This window comes from Candidatus Brocadiia bacterium (assembly GCA_041658285.1).
Lineage (GTDB): Bacteria > Planctomycetota > MHYJ01 > JACQXL01 > JACQXL01 > JBBAAP01.
Window position 1 is genome coordinate 15,431 of record JBBAAP010000001.1, and the last position, 16,293, is coordinate 31,723.

The 16,293-nt window shown below is 51.3% G+C and carries 10 protein-coding genes; 2 read left to right on the forward strand and 8 right to left on the reverse strand.

Annotated elements, in window-relative coordinates; all coding sequences use genetic code 11:
* Positions 1 to 13: 13 nt before the first annotated feature.
* From WC980_00050 to WC980_00085, 8 genes are all read right to left on the reverse strand, one after another.
* Complete coding sequence (locus WC980_00050; GenBank protein ID MFA5793448.1) at positions 14 to 1,108, reverse strand: PDZ domain-containing protein; 1,095 nt, start codon at positions 1,106 to 1,108, stop codon at positions 14 to 16.
* A 41-nt stretch (positions 1,109 to 1,149) separates the two neighbouring features.
* The gene (locus WC980_00055) at positions 1,150 to 1,800 is read right to left on the reverse strand and encodes a zf-HC2 domain-containing protein (GenBank protein ID MFA5793449.1); all 651 of its coding nucleotides are present in this window, start codon (positions 1,798 to 1,800) and stop codon (positions 1,150 to 1,152) included.
* On the reverse strand, positions 1,775 to 2,314 hold the full coding sequence (locus WC980_00060; GenBank protein ID MFA5793450.1) for a sigma-70 family RNA polymerase sigma factor: 540 nt from the start codon (positions 2,312 to 2,314) through the stop codon (positions 1,775 to 1,777). Before WC980_00060 ends, WC980_00055 begins: the two co-directional genes overlap by 26 nt.
* Positions 2,315 to 2,414: 100 nt before the next feature.
* Complete coding sequence (locus tag WC980_00065) at positions 2,415 to 3,122, reverse strand: class I SAM-dependent methyltransferase (protein MFA5793451.1); 708 nt, start codon at positions 3,120 to 3,122, stop codon at positions 2,415 to 2,417.
* A gap of 108 nt (positions 3,123 to 3,230) precedes the next feature.
* Entirely contained in the window at positions 3,231 to 4,157 is a 927-nt protein-coding gene (locus tag WC980_00070) for a prepilin peptidase (GenBank protein MFA5793452.1), read from the reverse strand.
* 74 nt (positions 4,158 to 4,231) lie between these two features.
* On the reverse strand, positions 4,232 to 5,509 hold the full coding sequence (locus WC980_00075) for a thiolase family protein (protein MFA5793453.1): 1,278 nt from the start codon (positions 5,507 to 5,509) through the stop codon (positions 4,232 to 4,234).
* Between the two features lie 61 nt (positions 5,510 to 5,570).
* Positions 5,571 to 6,497 carry a 2-dehydropantoate 2-reductase gene (locus WC980_00080; GenBank protein MFA5793454.1) on the reverse strand — a complete coding sequence of 309 codons (927 nt, stop codon included), beginning with the start codon at positions 6,495 to 6,497 and terminating at the stop codon, positions 5,571 to 5,573.
* A gap of 1,104 nt (positions 6,498 to 7,601) precedes the next feature.
* Positions 7,602 to 8,156, reverse strand: coding sequence for a hypothetical protein (locus WC980_00085; GenBank protein ID MFA5793455.1), 555 nt, complete (start codon positions 8,154 to 8,156; stop codon positions 7,602 to 7,604).
* Positions 8,157 to 8,275: 119 nt separating this feature from the next.
* Between WC980_00085 and WC980_00090 the strand changes: the two genes are divergently transcribed.
* Together WC980_00090 and WC980_00095 are read left to right on the forward strand one after the other, a co-directional pair.
* A complete protein-coding gene (locus tag WC980_00090; GenBank protein ID MFA5793456.1) occupies positions 8,276 to 12,262 on the forward strand; it encodes a DUF3857 domain-containing protein in 3,987 nt (1,328 codons plus the stop codon).
* Between the two features lie 136 nt (positions 12,263 to 12,398).
* Positions 12,399 to 16,292: a tetratricopeptide repeat protein gene (locus tag WC980_00095; GenBank protein MFA5793457.1), complete on the forward strand. Its 3,894-nt coding sequence runs from the start codon at positions 12,399 to 12,401 to the stop codon at positions 16,290 to 16,292.
* Position 16,293 lies beyond the last annotated feature (1 nt).

Below are 16,293 nucleotides of genomic sequence, written 5' to 3' on the forward strand. Positions count from 1 at the left end.
AACTCCATCTATCTTATTTCTTCTGCCAATCTAACATTTGCTTTTTGCCCTGTCTAATAATTTCCAGTTTTACTCCGCCGCTTTCCATGGAAGACTTAAGCAGACGGCGGAATTCCCAGACCGTAATAATACCGGTGCCGTTGATTGAAAGGACTACGTCATACTGCTTTAAACCGATTTTGTCTGCCAGGCCGTCCGCTTTGATCTTGGCAACCATTACGCCGCCTTTGTCTTCAAGATTCAACTGCGCCCTGAGCGGCGGCTCGATGAATTCAATTTCCGCGCCGATATCCAGGGTTGTTATGGCTTCCTTTTCCGGCTTGGCAGGGATTTTATCCTGCTGAGGAGCTGTTTCTTCCTCCGGCGGATTGCCCCAGGGAATCCATGTATCTTTCATCGAATCCCGCATCATCCGGCGCATCTTATCCATCTCCTTTTCGAAATCATCCCAGCGTCGGCTCCAGGACTTGCCGAAATCATCCCACAACTCGCCCATATCTATCTCGGGAATTTCAATATTCTTACCGATGTTTATGCCGTATTCCTTGGCGATTTCAGGATACTTGGCCATAAATTGTTCCGGACTATCCGCCGTGTAGGTGTTGGTAACCTGTTTGCCATCCTTAACCTCGGTCACCGTAACCGTGATTTTCCCGGATCCATCCTGGACCACGCTGACGGACCTGTTGCCAGGCATAGAATTCATATTCAGGCTGAATGACTGGCTGAAAGATTTCTTATCCTGCTGTTTGTTGGACTTTATAGCTTCTTCACGCTCTTTTTTAAGCTCGGACTTTTTAATGGCATTTATAATGGTTTTAGCCCGCCAAGCAACCTCCGGATTATCGCTTTCGGAAGCCTCTTCCAATGCCTTAAGCGCCGGTTTGCCTATTTTTTTGAGTGACTCGCTGGCCTTCTCACGGGTTTTGACATCATCCGCATCCAGATCCTTAATTAGCTGGGCAATCTGCTCAGTCTGGACTTTGTCATCGGCCTTGGCCTCGACCTTAGGTTTTTCCGGCGTGGCTAGTTTCTCCGCCTCCGCCCTGGCAATACCGGGCAGATTCAAAACAATCGCCAACGCCATTACCACTATTCTCATCCTCATAACATTCCTCCTGGGGACAAACGTCCCAATTATATTATTTATTACTTATTTCTTATGACTATTTTATTCCCGTTACGGATAATCTTAATATCCATAGAACCGGTCAAGCCGCCGGGCATCGTAGATGTTACCGAATAGCCGTTCACCTCGACAACAATATCTCCCATCCTTAAGCCTAATTGCTGAGCCGGACTGGAATCCGGCAGACAGGAAATAATCAAACCGTCATCGGGAGCAATACCCAAATGATTAGCCACCGGTTTTGTCAGCGGCGCCAACTCCGCTCCTAGAAAATTATTCGACCACGACTGGGATACCGGCAATTCATTACCGGTTTGTGGCGGGCATGGTTTTACCCATTGCCAGAGGACCAGGCCGGAAATAATACCGGCTAAAAGCATCGCTGCATATCTAAACATAACCTGAGCAACCGAATCGGTGTAAACCGGTCGGCTATTCACCGCTTGCATAATCTTCCCGCGTTGGTTTGACCAGAAGTCTTCATTCAAAGGAAGTTTTTCCCCACCCAAATGCCCCACTGATTCCTTAAGCGCCTGGTACGCGGCAAACTCATCCCGACACTCTGCACACTCGGACAAATGCGCTCTAAGATTATCCAGCTCAGCTCCGAGTAAATCGTTGCCGGCGCCGAGCGGAATAATCTCTTTAAACTTGTTGCATTCCTTTTTCATACTTACTTCTTAATATAATCCGCGCCTGATGAAGCCGCCAGCGAACGGTCGCCTCAGGCTTACCGATTATCTCACTAACCTCTTTAGTCTCAAGGCCTTCCATATCCCTGAGAACAATAACAGTCTTATAATGCTTCGGAAGCTCATCCACCATAGCCCTGATGCGGCTGGCCTCCTCCTCTTTTCCCGGCTCCGGACTCCGGCTAATAATATCACCAGCCTGTTCAATAGAAACCGGACGGTTTTTATATTTACGCAGATAATCCACCGACCGGTTAACCGTAATCTGCCGAAGCCAAGTGCTAAAATTCTTATTAATATCAAATCGCTTAAGCGACTGATACACCCTGATAAAAACATCCTGGGTAACAGAATCCGCTAATCCCTGGTCTCCCAGCATTCGATAAGCCAGCCAAAATACCATCTGCTGGTAACGCTTGACCAACTCCTCAAACGCGCGGTTGGATCCTGACTGTGCCTGGCTGACAATCTCTTTAATTTCTTGGTCTTCCACAACCTCCTATTATAACGGTTTCTCTTATATTGTCAACTATCTAAAATATATACGTAGCAGAAGGTCAAAGTGTTTGAAGAATTATGGAAATGACTATGAACTATACCGAGCGCATGGTCCGGCAAAGCAACAGCCATTTATTGGAAAACATCCCGAAAGGACGGAAGATGCGGATAAGCTCAAGCCCGGAACTACTAAGTTCTTTGGCAATCTCATCTTTGACGAAATAGTTAACCAGCGGCGAACGCCTGAATATCTTAGCCCGAACCCAGTGCATAATGAATCCCCAACTGTGCTTGTCCCGGCATTCCATGACCACCCAAGCCTTTGTCACCCGGCTCATTTCCTTAAATATCGGGCTCCGGATTTCTTTCGGCACTCTCATGGTCAGAAACCGGACACAGGTAATGGCGTCAAAACTGCCAGTTTTATAAGGCATCCTGGTGGCATCGCACTGAACCATCGGCACATTGCCATCTGGGCCGGCTTTGGGCCGGGCCACAGACATCATATGACGTGAGATATCGGAACCAACCAGTTTATAACCCTTCTCCAGAATCTTAGGAAACAAACGGCCCGTGCCGCAGGGAATATCAAGAACCGAATCAACTTTATGGCCGGACGATTGCGCCAGGTTCAAAGCACCGGCCACGGCGGTAACAAAACGCTGGTTTAGAAACTTACCGCGCGTCGTCTGAAAACGCTGGGCGTCGTATTTACCGGCTACGCCGTTATTCTGGTAACTCGTCCGGATGTGCGTATAGTTACTCACATCAGGCTGATTAGTCACGATAGTGTCATCAGTCATCTGTTTTATCCCTTAAAATCCTTAAAAGGATACCAATCTATATTGTCCCGCTTTATTCATCAATGCCTTACGGCGAATTATAAGTCAAGGAAAATGACTCCATCCCGCTCAACTGAGAAGAAGATTGCGAATAAATTGGGGGTAAGTAATAATGACGAAGTCTACAATTTGCGGCCTGAAAAACAGCATCAATAGCGCGCCCAGCGCCAAATACGGACCGAAGGCGATATAATGGTCCTTGGTCACAAAATAGCTGATGACGCCGAATATCGCACCGAGAATACAGCCCAGAATAAAAGTAAACAGTATCGCGTACCAGCCTAAAAACCCGCCCAGGAATATCATCAGCTTGACATCTCCGAATCCCATAGCATCTTTCTTGAATACCAGTTTGCCGACAACTCCGACCAGGTAAACCACCCCCCCGCCGGCAATCATTCCAAGCAACGAACTAACAAACCCATCTAAATGAGCAGGCAACTTGATGAACAACGCCGGGTGCAGGAAGGGAAATATCGCACTGACTATAGGCGCCAGTATTATACCGGGAATGCTGATTTCATCGGGGATAATCCTGAGGTCGATGTCTATGAAGGTTATTATTATCAATGCCGCAACCAGCCAAATATATATCATAAATTTGATTATATTATCCGGCCCGGCCTGAGGCCCAAGGTTTTGCCACGCGGCCAAAGCAAACAGCAATCCGGTCAACAGCTCCACCAGCGGATACCTGAACGAAATCCGGGTCCGGCATCCGGCGCATCTGCCCAATAGAAATATGTAACTGAACAGCGGAATATTCTGATACCACCTTATCGGCTTGTTACAGGACGGACAATGCGATCCCGGACTGACTATTGACATGCGTCTGAAACCGCTTTTGGAATTGCATTTCGGGCAGGCTTCAACCGGCTCATCTGTTGTCACCACGTGGCCGCAGGATTTACATTTACCTCTGGGTAAACGATAGATACATACATTCAGGAAACTGCCGATAAGTAACCCAAAGATAAAAATAACAATGAATAACACTCTTTGCGTCCTCTGCACTCTTCTTGCCCCGTTAGAGGCATGCCTCTAACGGGGTGAACGTCCTTTAGGGTGAACTAAAACGCCTCAACAATCACCGCCATGCCCTGGCCGCCGCCGATGCAGGCCGAAGCCATGCCGTAGCGCTTGCCCAAACGACGCAGTTTATAGAGCAGTGTCATAACCAACCGCGCGCCGGTGGCGCCGTATGGATGCCCGTAAGCAATCGCGCCTCCGTCCACGTTGGATTTATTGCGGTCTAATCCCAATTCGCGTTCCACGGCGATATATTGAGCAGCAAACGCCTCGTTAATCTCTATCAAATCAATGTCCTTAAGCTTCAGGCCGGCTATCTCCATGGCCAGCCTGCAGGACGGCACCGGACCGATGCCCATAATGTCCGGTGAAACGCCCGATGCGGATGACGCAATCACCCGGCCCAGCGGCTTGACGCCCATAGCCTTGGCATCTTTCTCAGAAGTGACCAGCACTGACGCCGCGCCGTCAACAATACCGCACGAATTACCGGCCGTCTGAACGCCGGTTTCCTTATTGTAAACCAGGTCAAGCTTGCCCAGTTTTTCCACATTAGTCTCGCGCGGGTGCTCGTCCTTATCAAGAACTTCCATGCCCCTGGGCAATTTCGCGATATGCGCCTTGAGGTTATGCGCCTTGAGAATGGCGCCGTTAAGCACCGGCGCGATTTCGTCCTTAAAATAACCGCTCTTAATGGCATTAGCCGCACGGGACTGGCTGAGCACGGCAAATTCGTCGCATTCCTTTCGGGTGATGTTGTATTTCTTGGCCAGATTCTCGGCCGTCTGCCCCATGGCACAACCGCAGGCTGTATCATAAAACGCCTCCCATAGGTAATCCACAAAATTAGGACGACCCAACGGCGAGCCCATCCGGCCGCCGAAAGACGCGATAGGCACCTGAGTCAGGTTTTCAGTACCGCCGGCCAGAACCAGGCTGGCCTTGCCCAAAGCAATATGTTCAGCCGCCTGAGCGATGGCTTCAAAACTGCTGGAGCAAATCCGCTGGACCAAATAAGCCGGAGTCTCGATGGGCGCTCCGGTATAAAGCCCAACATGGCGCGGGGCGAAAAAAGCGTCTCCGGCCGAAGCGGCCACGTTGGCGTAAATAACCGAATTAATCAGTTCCGGTTTGAGGTTGGCCTTTTCCAGCGCCGCGCGCGAGGCGATGACGCCTAAATCAATCGCGCTGACTCCGGCCAACGAGCCCATAAACCTGCCGAACGGAGTCCGGGCCGCGCCGACTATCACCACGCCCTGGTAAGTTGACCCGTAACCGTTGGTCTTGTCCCTGAACCCTTTTACTGCTACATCTGCCATAACCTACTCGCTTTCTAAAATAACTATATTATTAAATAATTGCTGACGAACTGCCGGTAGGCTAAGCGTTTTCCCGCGCCCGGACCAGGCAGGTAATGCTGTCGTTATACGGCACGGCCACTTTCTTTGCCCGGCCGTATTCCACTATCTTGCCGTTGATATAATCAATCTCGGTCGTCTGCTTGCGCTCCAGGTCAACCAGCATGGACGGCTTATGCGCGCCGGCGTTCTTGAGGTATTTGATGCACTCGCCGAAAAACTTACTGCCGTAATCGTGTCCGTTGGCCTTGGCCGCGGCAATGCCCTCTTTAAGCAACTCCTCGACCAGATGATACGTTTCCGGATTATCCATGGCCGCTTTCATAGTCAACCCGGTTATGGCGCAGACCGGCGCCAGCGCGCCGTTGAGTATGGCCTTTTCCCAGGTGTGTTTGTGGATGTTCTCGGTAAAGGACGTGGTCAGGCCGGACTCCGAAAGCAGCTTGGCGGTTTCCTTGGCCTTGATTGCGCCGGCGGCGTTCAACGCCCCGATGTAATTGGGGCTGTTAAAGAACGACATCCGCACCTCGGTCCCGGTGATGATACTGCCGGCATAATTGATTACCCCGCGCAGGACGTTATCCTTGCCCAGAACATCAGCCGCGGTCAGTTCCAGGTCCATTCCGTTCATAAACACCACCACCGTTGACTTGGTCTTCAACGCCTTGACTTCCTTGAGCACGCTGGGCAAAAAAGGCGCCTTGACGCAGATAAAAATATGGCTGATATCCTTGATGTTGTATTTCTTCTTAAGGTCGTTGACCGCGAAACAAACCGAGTGCACCGGCGCCTGGAAATTACCCACGCCCGAAAGAGTGATGCCCAGCTTCTTTATCAACTCCAGCCGGTCCTTGAGAATGTCAACCAGGATGACCTGCTTCTTGATTTTGGAAAGGTAGGCGGTTAGGATGGAACCGATGGGACCTGCTCCGATAACGGCAATTTTCATATAAGGTATTCTTTCAATCTTAGAAGATAAGTCAAGGTTTTGATAATAAAATTATGGAAACCCGTATCCGTAAAATAGTACGCTGATTAGTGGCAGTAGGAGTGCAACGACGTACTGCCACTTTATCCCGATGAGCGCAGCGACATCGGGGTTAGTGGCAATTAGTTATAGGCTGATGCAATCAGGATATAACGTTACTACCACATTATCCTAACGAAGTTCATGGGTTGCGCAGATTAGGCAGATTTCAGAAAAAAGCAGGTGTTTTCTTGACGGTATCCTGCAGTGCATTTAGTCTGCCCCTCCTCTGTATCAAATCTTGCTATCCGAAATATCAAGTCTTGCTATCCGGAATACCAAGTCTATCTATCCGGAATACCAAATCTGACTATCCGGGATACCAAGTCTTGCTATCCGGAATACCAAATCTGGCTATCCGGGATACCAAGCCTGACTACCCGGGATACCAAATCTATCTATCCGGGGTACCAAGTCTGGCTATCCAAGGTATTACAAGGGGGTCTGGGATAGGGGGTAGGGGGGCATCCCCCCCCTCCTTATAGCCCAGAAACACAATTAAATGCCCTTCGGATACTCAGAACAAGCATAATTAGTCCTTAAAATGAGGATGGGGGTATCTCCTGTATATCCCCGGAACCTCCGTGTATACCCCCAAAAGCTCCGTGTATGTACCCGAAACCTCTGTGTATATCCCCAGAACCTCCGTGTATACCCCCGGAACCGCCGTGAATATCCCCGGAAGCTCCGTGTATGCCCCCGGAAATTCCGTGGATGTCCCCCAAACTTCTGTGTATGTCCGGGAAAGTTTCTCTTATATCCGGATTTCTTTCCCGTATGTCCGGATTTCTTCCCCGATATGACGGATTTCTTCCCCGATATGGCGAATTTCTTCCCCGCTCAAGCGGATTTCTTTCTCAGATGTCTGGATTTCTTTTCCAGACCACTGGGAAACTTCCCCCGCCCCTACCTGTCTGTGGTAGATATGTCTCAAGATTTGTGGGGAATTCCGGAAATGCCTTGGTTATCTATTAGGTATGATTGCCCGCCTCTGGAGGGGTGTCCCCCGAACTCTTCCGAACTCTTCTAAAAAATAAACCACCAGAATAAAATCCCAATACAAATCAACTGCCCGATAAGCGCATAAAAACCAATTAAAGCAAATAAAAACTTTAGCATTATACTAATATTTGCCCAACTGCCAAGTCTTTCAGAAACTACCCATCTTCTAGTAGTCAACTCAATAACACTAGCAATTAAAAAGGAAAAAGGAATCCAGATATTAGATTTACTAAAAATCAAGCCAATAATAGATGTTAATAACGATATTATAATTGCTAAACTTATTCTCTTGTTATTTGATATTTGAGAATAATCCCTGAAATAGCTCATTATTTTAATATCTGAAATACCATCATTTTTCATTCGTAAATATTCAGATAATAATTTAGGGTTTTCTATAACTGACCGAGCTATATATTCACCAGTACCAGAAGCCATTAGAATCCAAAATATTGCCTTTACCTCATCAGCCGATTTCTCGTATTTCTGTAAGGTTTCTATGATTTCAGAACGATTGCGAATCGTAGATAACATCTCATCATATTTATCAGCACGATTCTTAAATTCATTTAAATCCATTTCAATACATTAATAAAACTCCGACTCCTGTCCACAGTTTATACTAAAAATATTGCATCAGATATTCTATTTGATACATTGACCGTAACTAATATTTAACCGTGAATAAAGGAGTTATTATGAAACGACTGCTATTGATTCTGTCCATTGCCCTATTGATTTACGCAACTGGTTGCGGCGGCAAGGCCGCGACCACAGCGCAGGAACCGGTGTCTGCCACAGTCTCAACGGCCATCACTCCGACCAAGCCGGCGCCGATAATCAGGGCTGATGAAGAAGTCGCAGCGCAGCAAGCCATGGTCTCGGGCGATTGGCTCAAGGCCTTTGACGAATATTCCAGGCTGATTAAGCAGGACGTCAAGAGCCCGGTTGCCGAATACTACCTCTACCAGCTCCTTCACGTGGCCGACTACGCCTCGGGCATTTCCGGCACCGATATGGCCGGCATCATCAACCATCTGGCCGAATCACCCGACACCAACGACAACCTCCGCGCACTGGCCGTCTGGTTCCAGACCCAGGCACTCATCCGCAAGGGCGAACTGGACAAGGCTAAAACCAATATTGACACGCTCGGCTTCGTGCCGGAATACGTCTTCATAGGTCCGTTTGAGAACGAGGAAGAAACCGGATTCAACACCGAATACGACGTGGAGAAAGAACTCGACTTCGATAAGACCTACACCGGTAAGCAGGGCCAGAACAAATGGTTCAACGTCCCCTCCGCTCCGGTCTGGGGCTGGGTGGATATGTCCGCCATGTTCCGGCTTAACGAGGATGTCCTTTCCTACGCACTGGTCTTCGTCAATTCGCCGCAGGAACAGGATGCACTGATAAAGTTCGGCTCGGACGGCGCCGCCAAGCTCTGGCTTAACGACAATATCATCGTCACCAGCGACTGCTACCGAGGACTGTACCTGGATCAGGATACCCCAGCTGTCAGGCTCAGCCAGGGCTGGAATAAAATACTGGTCAAGGTCTGCCAGAAGGCCGGGCCGTGGCGGTTTATGCTTCGGCTGACCAGCCCGACAGGCCAGGCGCTGGCCGGACTGAATTACGCCGCTAAACCAGACCAGATAAAAGAACTCCTGTCCAAAACGCCGGTCCAGCCGCTCAAATCACAACTCCAACCGATTACCGCCACCTGCATATTCTCGTATTTCGAATCCAAACTAAACGACAACGCCGACGATGCCGTTTCGATGCGCCGGCTGGCCATGCTTTACGACGTCAAGAAAGCACTGGACGAGAACGACCGTAAGGATCGTGACCTCTTGAAGCGCGCACTGGAACTGGACGGCAATGACGTGCTGACCCATATCGCTTTCACCCACGCCGAACCGGACCGCAACAAGCGGCTGGAATCATACAACGCCGCGCTTAAGTTGGCCGCGGACTCAGCCCTGGTCTATTACGAATTCTCGCGTTCATATACCACCGACCCGTCATTCTTCAAAGGACTGGGATTCGACTGGTCCGACTATTTCGAGGAGCTGATGGCCAATGCCGAAGAAGGCGGCGATTCCGACAGCGATTCCGGATATGATTCCGGCAAATCCATCCGGCGCGCGCAGAAACATACCCTTTCGCCCAAACGGATGCCCTTTCCGCTGGAGTCCAAGGAGATAGAACTGCTCCAGAAGGCGCTGGAGCTCAAGCCGGGTTTCCACAAGGCCCGCATCGCGCTGGCCAAGGCTTACCAGCGCCGGTCCGACCAGATCTGGCAAAAGGAAGCCGAATCCATCTACTCCGGCCTGCTCAAGGATATGCCCGAAAATATGGACCTGCAGGAGTCGGTTTTCTATACCAAGAGCCGCCTGCCGGCCGAGCGGATAGAATTCTGCCAAAGCCAGCTCAAGCAGGACTTTACATATAATAAGGCGCGCTACGGCCTGATTGGTCTCTACCGCCAGATAGGCGACTATAAAACGGCTCTGGAACTCTGTTTTGAGATGCTCAAAATCAATCCCTATAACTACAAGGTCTATAACACCACCGCGGCCATCTACAAAAGCGTCGATGATTGGGAAAACGCCACGCATTCGCTCCTGAACGCGCTGGCCATCGCGCCGGAAAATACGTCGCTCCTGAAACTGCTGGCCGACTATTATCTCTACCAGGGCCAGACCAAGTTGGCCATCGCTGAACTGGAAGACGCCCTCAAGATAAAACCCCAGCTAAAAGAGGTAGAAAAACACCTCAAGTATCTTAAATCCAGCGAGAAGGAAAAAGATTTCTGGGACGGCTACGAAGAAAAGATAGCCGCCTACCTGGAGAAGGCCAAGTCCGCGGTACAAACCGACGAGAAGGAATCGGCCCGGTGGATACTCTATAACCAAATCATCCGGGTCAAGTCCAACGGCACTTCCAGCACCTTTGTACAGCAGGTCATAAAGATATTCGACGATAACGGCCGCAACGACTACGGCTATGTCTCGGCTTTCCCCCGGAGGCTGGAATACTATCCCAGCACCAAATCAGAGGTCAAGCAAGCCAAGGTCTACCGCAAACAGGCCGGCTCAGATGAATATATGGAAATCGAGGGCCAGTATCAGGAAAACAGCTCCTATGCGGCGTTCCCCAGGCTTGAGGTCGGCGACATCATCACCTTCGAATGCCAAATAGACGAAGTCGGCGAAGGCCGTTACCGCGACTACTTCGGGCTGATGTGCTCCCTGCAAAACCGCGATGAACCGGTCGAGACCAGCAAACTCACCCTGATTTCACCCAAAAACAAACCGGTCTATCACGAGGCGGTCCGCTGCGCCAATGCCAAGCCCGAGGAAACGGAAAAAACCGAACAGGGCCTGATAGTCCGGACCTGGACCGAGAATAATATTCCCCAGATAAAAAACGAACCGCTCCGGCCGGCTGATTTCGAAATCTGGCCTTACATTCATTTCTCCACCTTCAAGACCTGGGACGAAGTGGCCGAATGGTTCTGGGGCCTGGCTAAAGACCAGCTCGAAACCTCGCCCGAACTCAAGGCCGCCGTCAAAAAGGCGGTCGAGAATCTGACCGACGATCGCTCCAAAATCAGGGCCGTCTACCAGCTTATGGTCTCAGCCATCCGCTATGAAGAGGTGTCACTGGAATCACATTACTTCAAGCCTTTCAAAGCGTCCGATACCTTCGCCCGCAAATACGGCGACTGCAAAGACACGGCCATCCTGCTGATAGCCATGCTTAAGGAAGTCGGCATACAAGCCGACCCGGTGCTCATCCGCGCCACCCCGACCGAGATAGGCGTAGTCAATACGGATTTACCATCAATGAAGATATTCAACCACGCCATCGCCCACCTCTATAAGGAAGACGGCAGTGACTTTTTCCTGGACGGCACGGCCCGCTATTGCGGAGCAGAGGAAATGCCATATATGGATCAGGGTGCGGTGGCCTTCGTCGTATCGCCTACCGGCAAAAGCAAGTGCCTGGTTACTAAATTTGCGCCATCGGCCAGCAACCTGACCCAGGCTGATTATACCGTCGAAATCTATCCCAACCGCGACGCCTCCTGGCAGGAGCATACCGTCATCCGCGGCCAAATCGCCCCGCTCTACCGCCAGGGATTCCAGGACGGCACCAAACAGAAACTCATCTATGAGCAGATATACAACCAAGTCTTCAAAGGTACGACCATCTCATCGGTAGAGTTCTCGGACCTGACCGATTACAACCAACCGGTCGAGGTCAAAGCATCGCTCAAGATATCCGACTTCGCCCGCAAGGAAGAGGAAAAGATGATATTCCGGCCCATTCCCCTGCCGACCAAACTCTACGGCGCCGACCTGTCCGATATCACCTCGGCCGAAACGCGCTATTATGATATGATTATGTATTTCCTGGTGGCCGATAAGACCAGCTTTACATATAAGATACCAGAAGGCTATGTTGTCGGTTCGATGCCGGAAAGCGTCAGCCTGGAAAACGATTACGCCAAATACGCCTGCACTTATAGCAAAATAGATGACAGGCAGCTCCGGGTTGAGGTTGAATTCGACCTCAAGTCGGTCCGGATACCCAAAGATAAATACGCCGAGTTCCGCGACTTCTGCGTCAAGGCATCAAAGAGCGCCGAACACGAAGTCGTTCTCGAACGTAAATAATATATTAGTTAAGGAAAACGTAGTTGCCTGATTTATCAGGCAGAAAGTGGCGCCACTTCGCGCCCCCGCCCGCCGTCGGGGCAGGCATGGCTCGGAGTTTATCCCGCTTATTAGCGGGAGCGCCAGAGTTTGAATTATGAAAAGATTTCTGTTAGTCTGCCTGACCGTCATCATGTTTATCCCATTCCTGGCCGTTGCCGAGTCCAAGAATATCTTCTTCCTTGACCGGCAGAACAACGAACCCCAGGCGATGATTAAAGAACTGGAGGACTCGGCCGACCGAACCGCCGTCAGTTCTACGGCGCTGGGCTGGCTCTACCTGCTTTACGAAAACAACGCCACCAAAGCCAAAGGCTATTTTGATGAAGCTCTGGCCAAGTCTCCCGACCAAGCCGACGCCCTTTACGGGCTGTCCCGCGTCTATTACTGGCTGGGCGAGGACGAACTCTATTACCGCAACCTGATGGCCCGCATCAAGGCCGACCCAAATATGCCTGAATTCGAACTGCTTTTCGACAGCTTCGCATACGGCGGCGGCCGTGCGGGCATAGATTTCATCAACGACAAGGAAAAGATGGAATTCACCCGCTCGCTCCTGGACAAGCCTCTGACCAATAAGTTCAACGAGAATCTCATCCGCCGCACACTGCTGTATATGTCCGAGCGCTTCAACGGCGTCAGCCCGGAATCGTTCGCCACCTGGAAATCGTTCGGCTACCCGGACAAATGGCTGGTCATCGGCTACTTCGAGCCCTATAACTCCAACTGCCTCGACCAGGTTTATCCGCCGGAGAAGGAAATAAACCTGTCCGCCAAATATTCGGTCCAGGACTGGGAGGCCGCCTGGCACAAGCGCGCAGCCAATGTATCCACCTACGATAACTTCACGAATAAGATAACCGAACCGCTGGAAAACCGCGGTAACTGCCTCTACCTGCTGACCTGGATAAATTCACCGGACGAGAAAACCGTATCCTTTAATATCGAATCCCGAAATTCTTATAAAATCTGGCTGAACGACGCCGAAATCGCCCGCGTCGACCGGATGGCAAACTACGAGCCCCTTTATCAGGCGCACGGCGCCGTGCTCCGCCCGGGCGCCAATAAACTGCTGGTCAAGTTCCTGAACAACATCAACAGTATTCAGGTTACCGGTCCGGACGGCACGCTCTATCCGGACATCGAATTCCTGGTCGAGCCGCCCACTCAAACCATCGTGGCCGGTATCACACCCGCGCCCAAGGTAGCCCGGGGTAACCGCGATTATTTCAAGGAACTGGCCAAGAACCCGGCAACACGAACCCTCAAGGATTGCCTGGTGCAGGCTTCTTTCTACAATGAAGACGGCCTGGTCCAGGAAGCCTTCACGGCCTGGGAAGAACTCTTCAACCAGCACAAGACCAACGCCATGATAAACGTCATCATGGGCGATGCCTACCAGCGCAACGATTTCCTGCCCAACGAAAAACGCCAGAACCAGGCCTTCAAGTGCTACAAGGACGCCGAAAAACTGGCTCCGGATTGCCTTATCGCTAAACTGGCGCTGGCCGATTATTACTCCGAGAAGGATAAAGACAAAGCCGTCGAATACCTTGATAAAGCCGCCACCACCAATCCGCGTTCTGTCAAAACCCAGTTGAAGCTGATGGAAATATTCAGCCAGCGCGGCTGGCCGGCCGAATCATTCACGGTTATGACCACGCTGGAAAAACTCCTGCCCAACAATGTCGATATGCTTTTCCGGATGGGCAATTATTATTACCAGCAGTCCAATTATGACAAAGCCCTAGAATATTACAAACAGGCCTATGACCTCAACGGCGACAAGTACAGATTCGGCGATATGAACATCGCCGCCCGCCGGGGAAATTACCAGCCCTATCTGGACACCTACGCCGAACTGCTCAAAGCCCAGCCCGAAGCCTATTACCTTTACCGCTATATGATTGACATTTACACGACCATCAGCAATTATGCCGCGGCTGAAACGTTCTACTTAAAACTGCTGGACACGGCAGAGAAGGATTCGGATAAATACCGGTATTATTCCCAGCTGGCCGAATTCTACTACGGCTGGGGCAAGCCCGACAAGGCGCGCCAATACTGGGATGACCTTAACAAGCTTCCGGCTAAGTACCGCCTCTATGACAACGACCTCAGGCGCTATTTCGATTTCAAGGATGCTAAAGCTGAAACCTGGCCGGCCCAGGCCGACATCTCCGTTACCGAGCTGGTCAAGAACGCGCCGTCCGAAAAAGACTACCCCGAAGCCGGCAGCATTGTCTTGCTCGAAGAACATCTGATCAAAATCCTGGGCCAGGATAACCAAAACCTCAGGGTCAAGGAAACACGCTCGCACGAACTGGTCAAACTGCTCAATAAACAAGCCGGCGAGCGTTACGGCGACCTATATAAATACGGCGACCTGCAAATTGCCCGGGTCTATGCCAAGGACGGCCGGGTACTCGAACCCGACCCCATCCAGGAAGGCTCCTACAGCCTGCGGCTCCCCGAATTGGATGCAGGTTCGGTCATCGAACTGAGCTATATCAAGCGCGAACCGTTCTCTTACCGCGGCCCGGACTCGGTCGTAACTATAGACGATTCGCCATTTTTCCGGCGCGAAAAGGAACCAATTATGCACCTGCGCTACGTGGTCAGCATTCCCAAAAATATCAATGTCAAGATGCCGCCCCGCTACCTCAGCCACGAACCCCAAAAGTCCGAGGACGGCGACAACCTGGTCTATACCTGGGACATCACCAAAAGCCTTGATTACGACGACGAGGTCTATATGCCCTCCGAGCGAGAGGTCATCCCCTGGGTGGATATCTACGCCGGCGCTTACTCAACCGAACAGCAGTTCGCCGGATTCAACAGCCGCTATCTCAAACAGATGGTGCCCTATAACGTCTGTGCCAAGGCCTGTGAACTGGTCGGCAGCAGCGAGGAACCGCTGGCAAAAATCCGTACGCTTTACCAGTTTGTAGTCACCGAGCTCAAAGGCAGCGGCAGTTCCGGCGGTCCGACTTCGGACGAATCGCTCAGCCAGACGCTTATAGAAAAGGAAGGCTCGCCCAGCGCGCTGATGATGGCCATGCTCAAGGCGCTCGATATCGAGGCCTATTGGGCGCTGCCCCAATCCAAGTTCTACCCCGGCGTCAACCCGGATAAGGAAGGTCTGCCTATAAATACCTCGCGGGCGATTATCTATATCCCGGCTACGGCCGTCTCGGCTCCGCAGCCGCTCTTCCTCAGCCCGGCGCAGTTCCAGCCATTCGGCGTGTTGCCCTCGGACATACAGGGCGCCAACGCCTATGCCGTCATGCCCGAAGGCATCCGGGTTCTGGAATTACCCACTATGCCATTCGAGGAACTCTGCCGCTCTACCCGCGAATATAATATTACCCTGTCCGCCGACGGTTCGGCCGCCATCGCCGGGGCCATCAAGATGAACGGTGAATCCGGCGCCCGACTGCGCACCCAATTCAAGGAATACGCAAATGAGCAGCAGAAAAAACAGAGCATCGAACGCACCCTGGGCGCCATGTTCAACGGTTTCAAGCTTAACAGCTACCAGATAAGCGATTTCAATATCGACGAGCGCATCAGCCGACTCAACTTCGACTGCAGCGTAGCCACCTTCGCCCGCAAAACACCGCGCGGCTGGGAGTTCGCCAACATCGTCCGGCCCATGGAGCTTTCCAAAGCCTTCCTGCGCGAAACCGACCGCAAGTTCCCGCTCCGTCTTTACGGCGTGGCCGACTATATGTACACCCTGGACCAGATGCGGGTCATCCTGCCCGAAGGCGCCGTTGCCGAGGCTCCCAAGAGCCTGCTGGTGTCCACCCGCTACGGCTATTACTCTCGGCTGGTCAAACAGACCGACGCGGATATCACCATCGAGCGTAAGTTCAGCCTCCAACCGCAGGACGTACTACCCGAACATTACCAGGCCTTCTCCGACTTCTGCAAGAAGATAGACGAAGCCGAGATGGAAACCATCAAAATCAGGATGACAAAGGAATGAT

Bases quoted from the DNA above. Each gene is read 5' to 3' on its own strand.
- WC980_00080 (MFA5793454.1), bottom strand. From the start codon at position 6,497: ATGAAAATTGCCGTTATCGGAGCAGGTCCCATCGGTTCCATCCTAACC.
- WC980_00095 (MFA5793457.1), top strand. From the start codon at position 12,399: ATGAAAAGATTTCTGTTAGTCTGCCTGACCGTCATCATGTTTATCCCA.
- WC980_00065 (MFA5793451.1), bottom strand. From the start codon at position 3,122: ATGACTGATGACACTATCGTGACTAATCAGCCTGATGTGAGTAACTAT.
- WC980_00075 (MFA5793453.1), bottom strand. From the start codon at position 5,509: ATGGCAGATGTAGCAGTAAAAGGGTTCAGGGACAAGACCAACGGTTAC.
- WC980_00090 (MFA5793456.1), top strand. From the start codon at position 8,276: ATGAAACGACTGCTATTGATTCTGTCCATTGCCCTATTGATTTACGCA.
- WC980_00085 (MFA5793455.1), bottom strand. From the start codon at position 8,156: ATGGATTTAAATGAATTTAAGAATCGTGCTGATAAATATGATGAGATG.
- WC980_00050 (MFA5793448.1), bottom strand. From the start codon at position 1,108: ATGAGGATGAGAATAGTGGTAATGGCGTTGGCGATTGTTTTGAATCTG.
- WC980_00055 (MFA5793449.1), bottom strand. From the start codon at position 1,800: ATGAAAAAGGAATGCAACAAGTTTAAAGAGATTATTCCGCTCGGCGCC.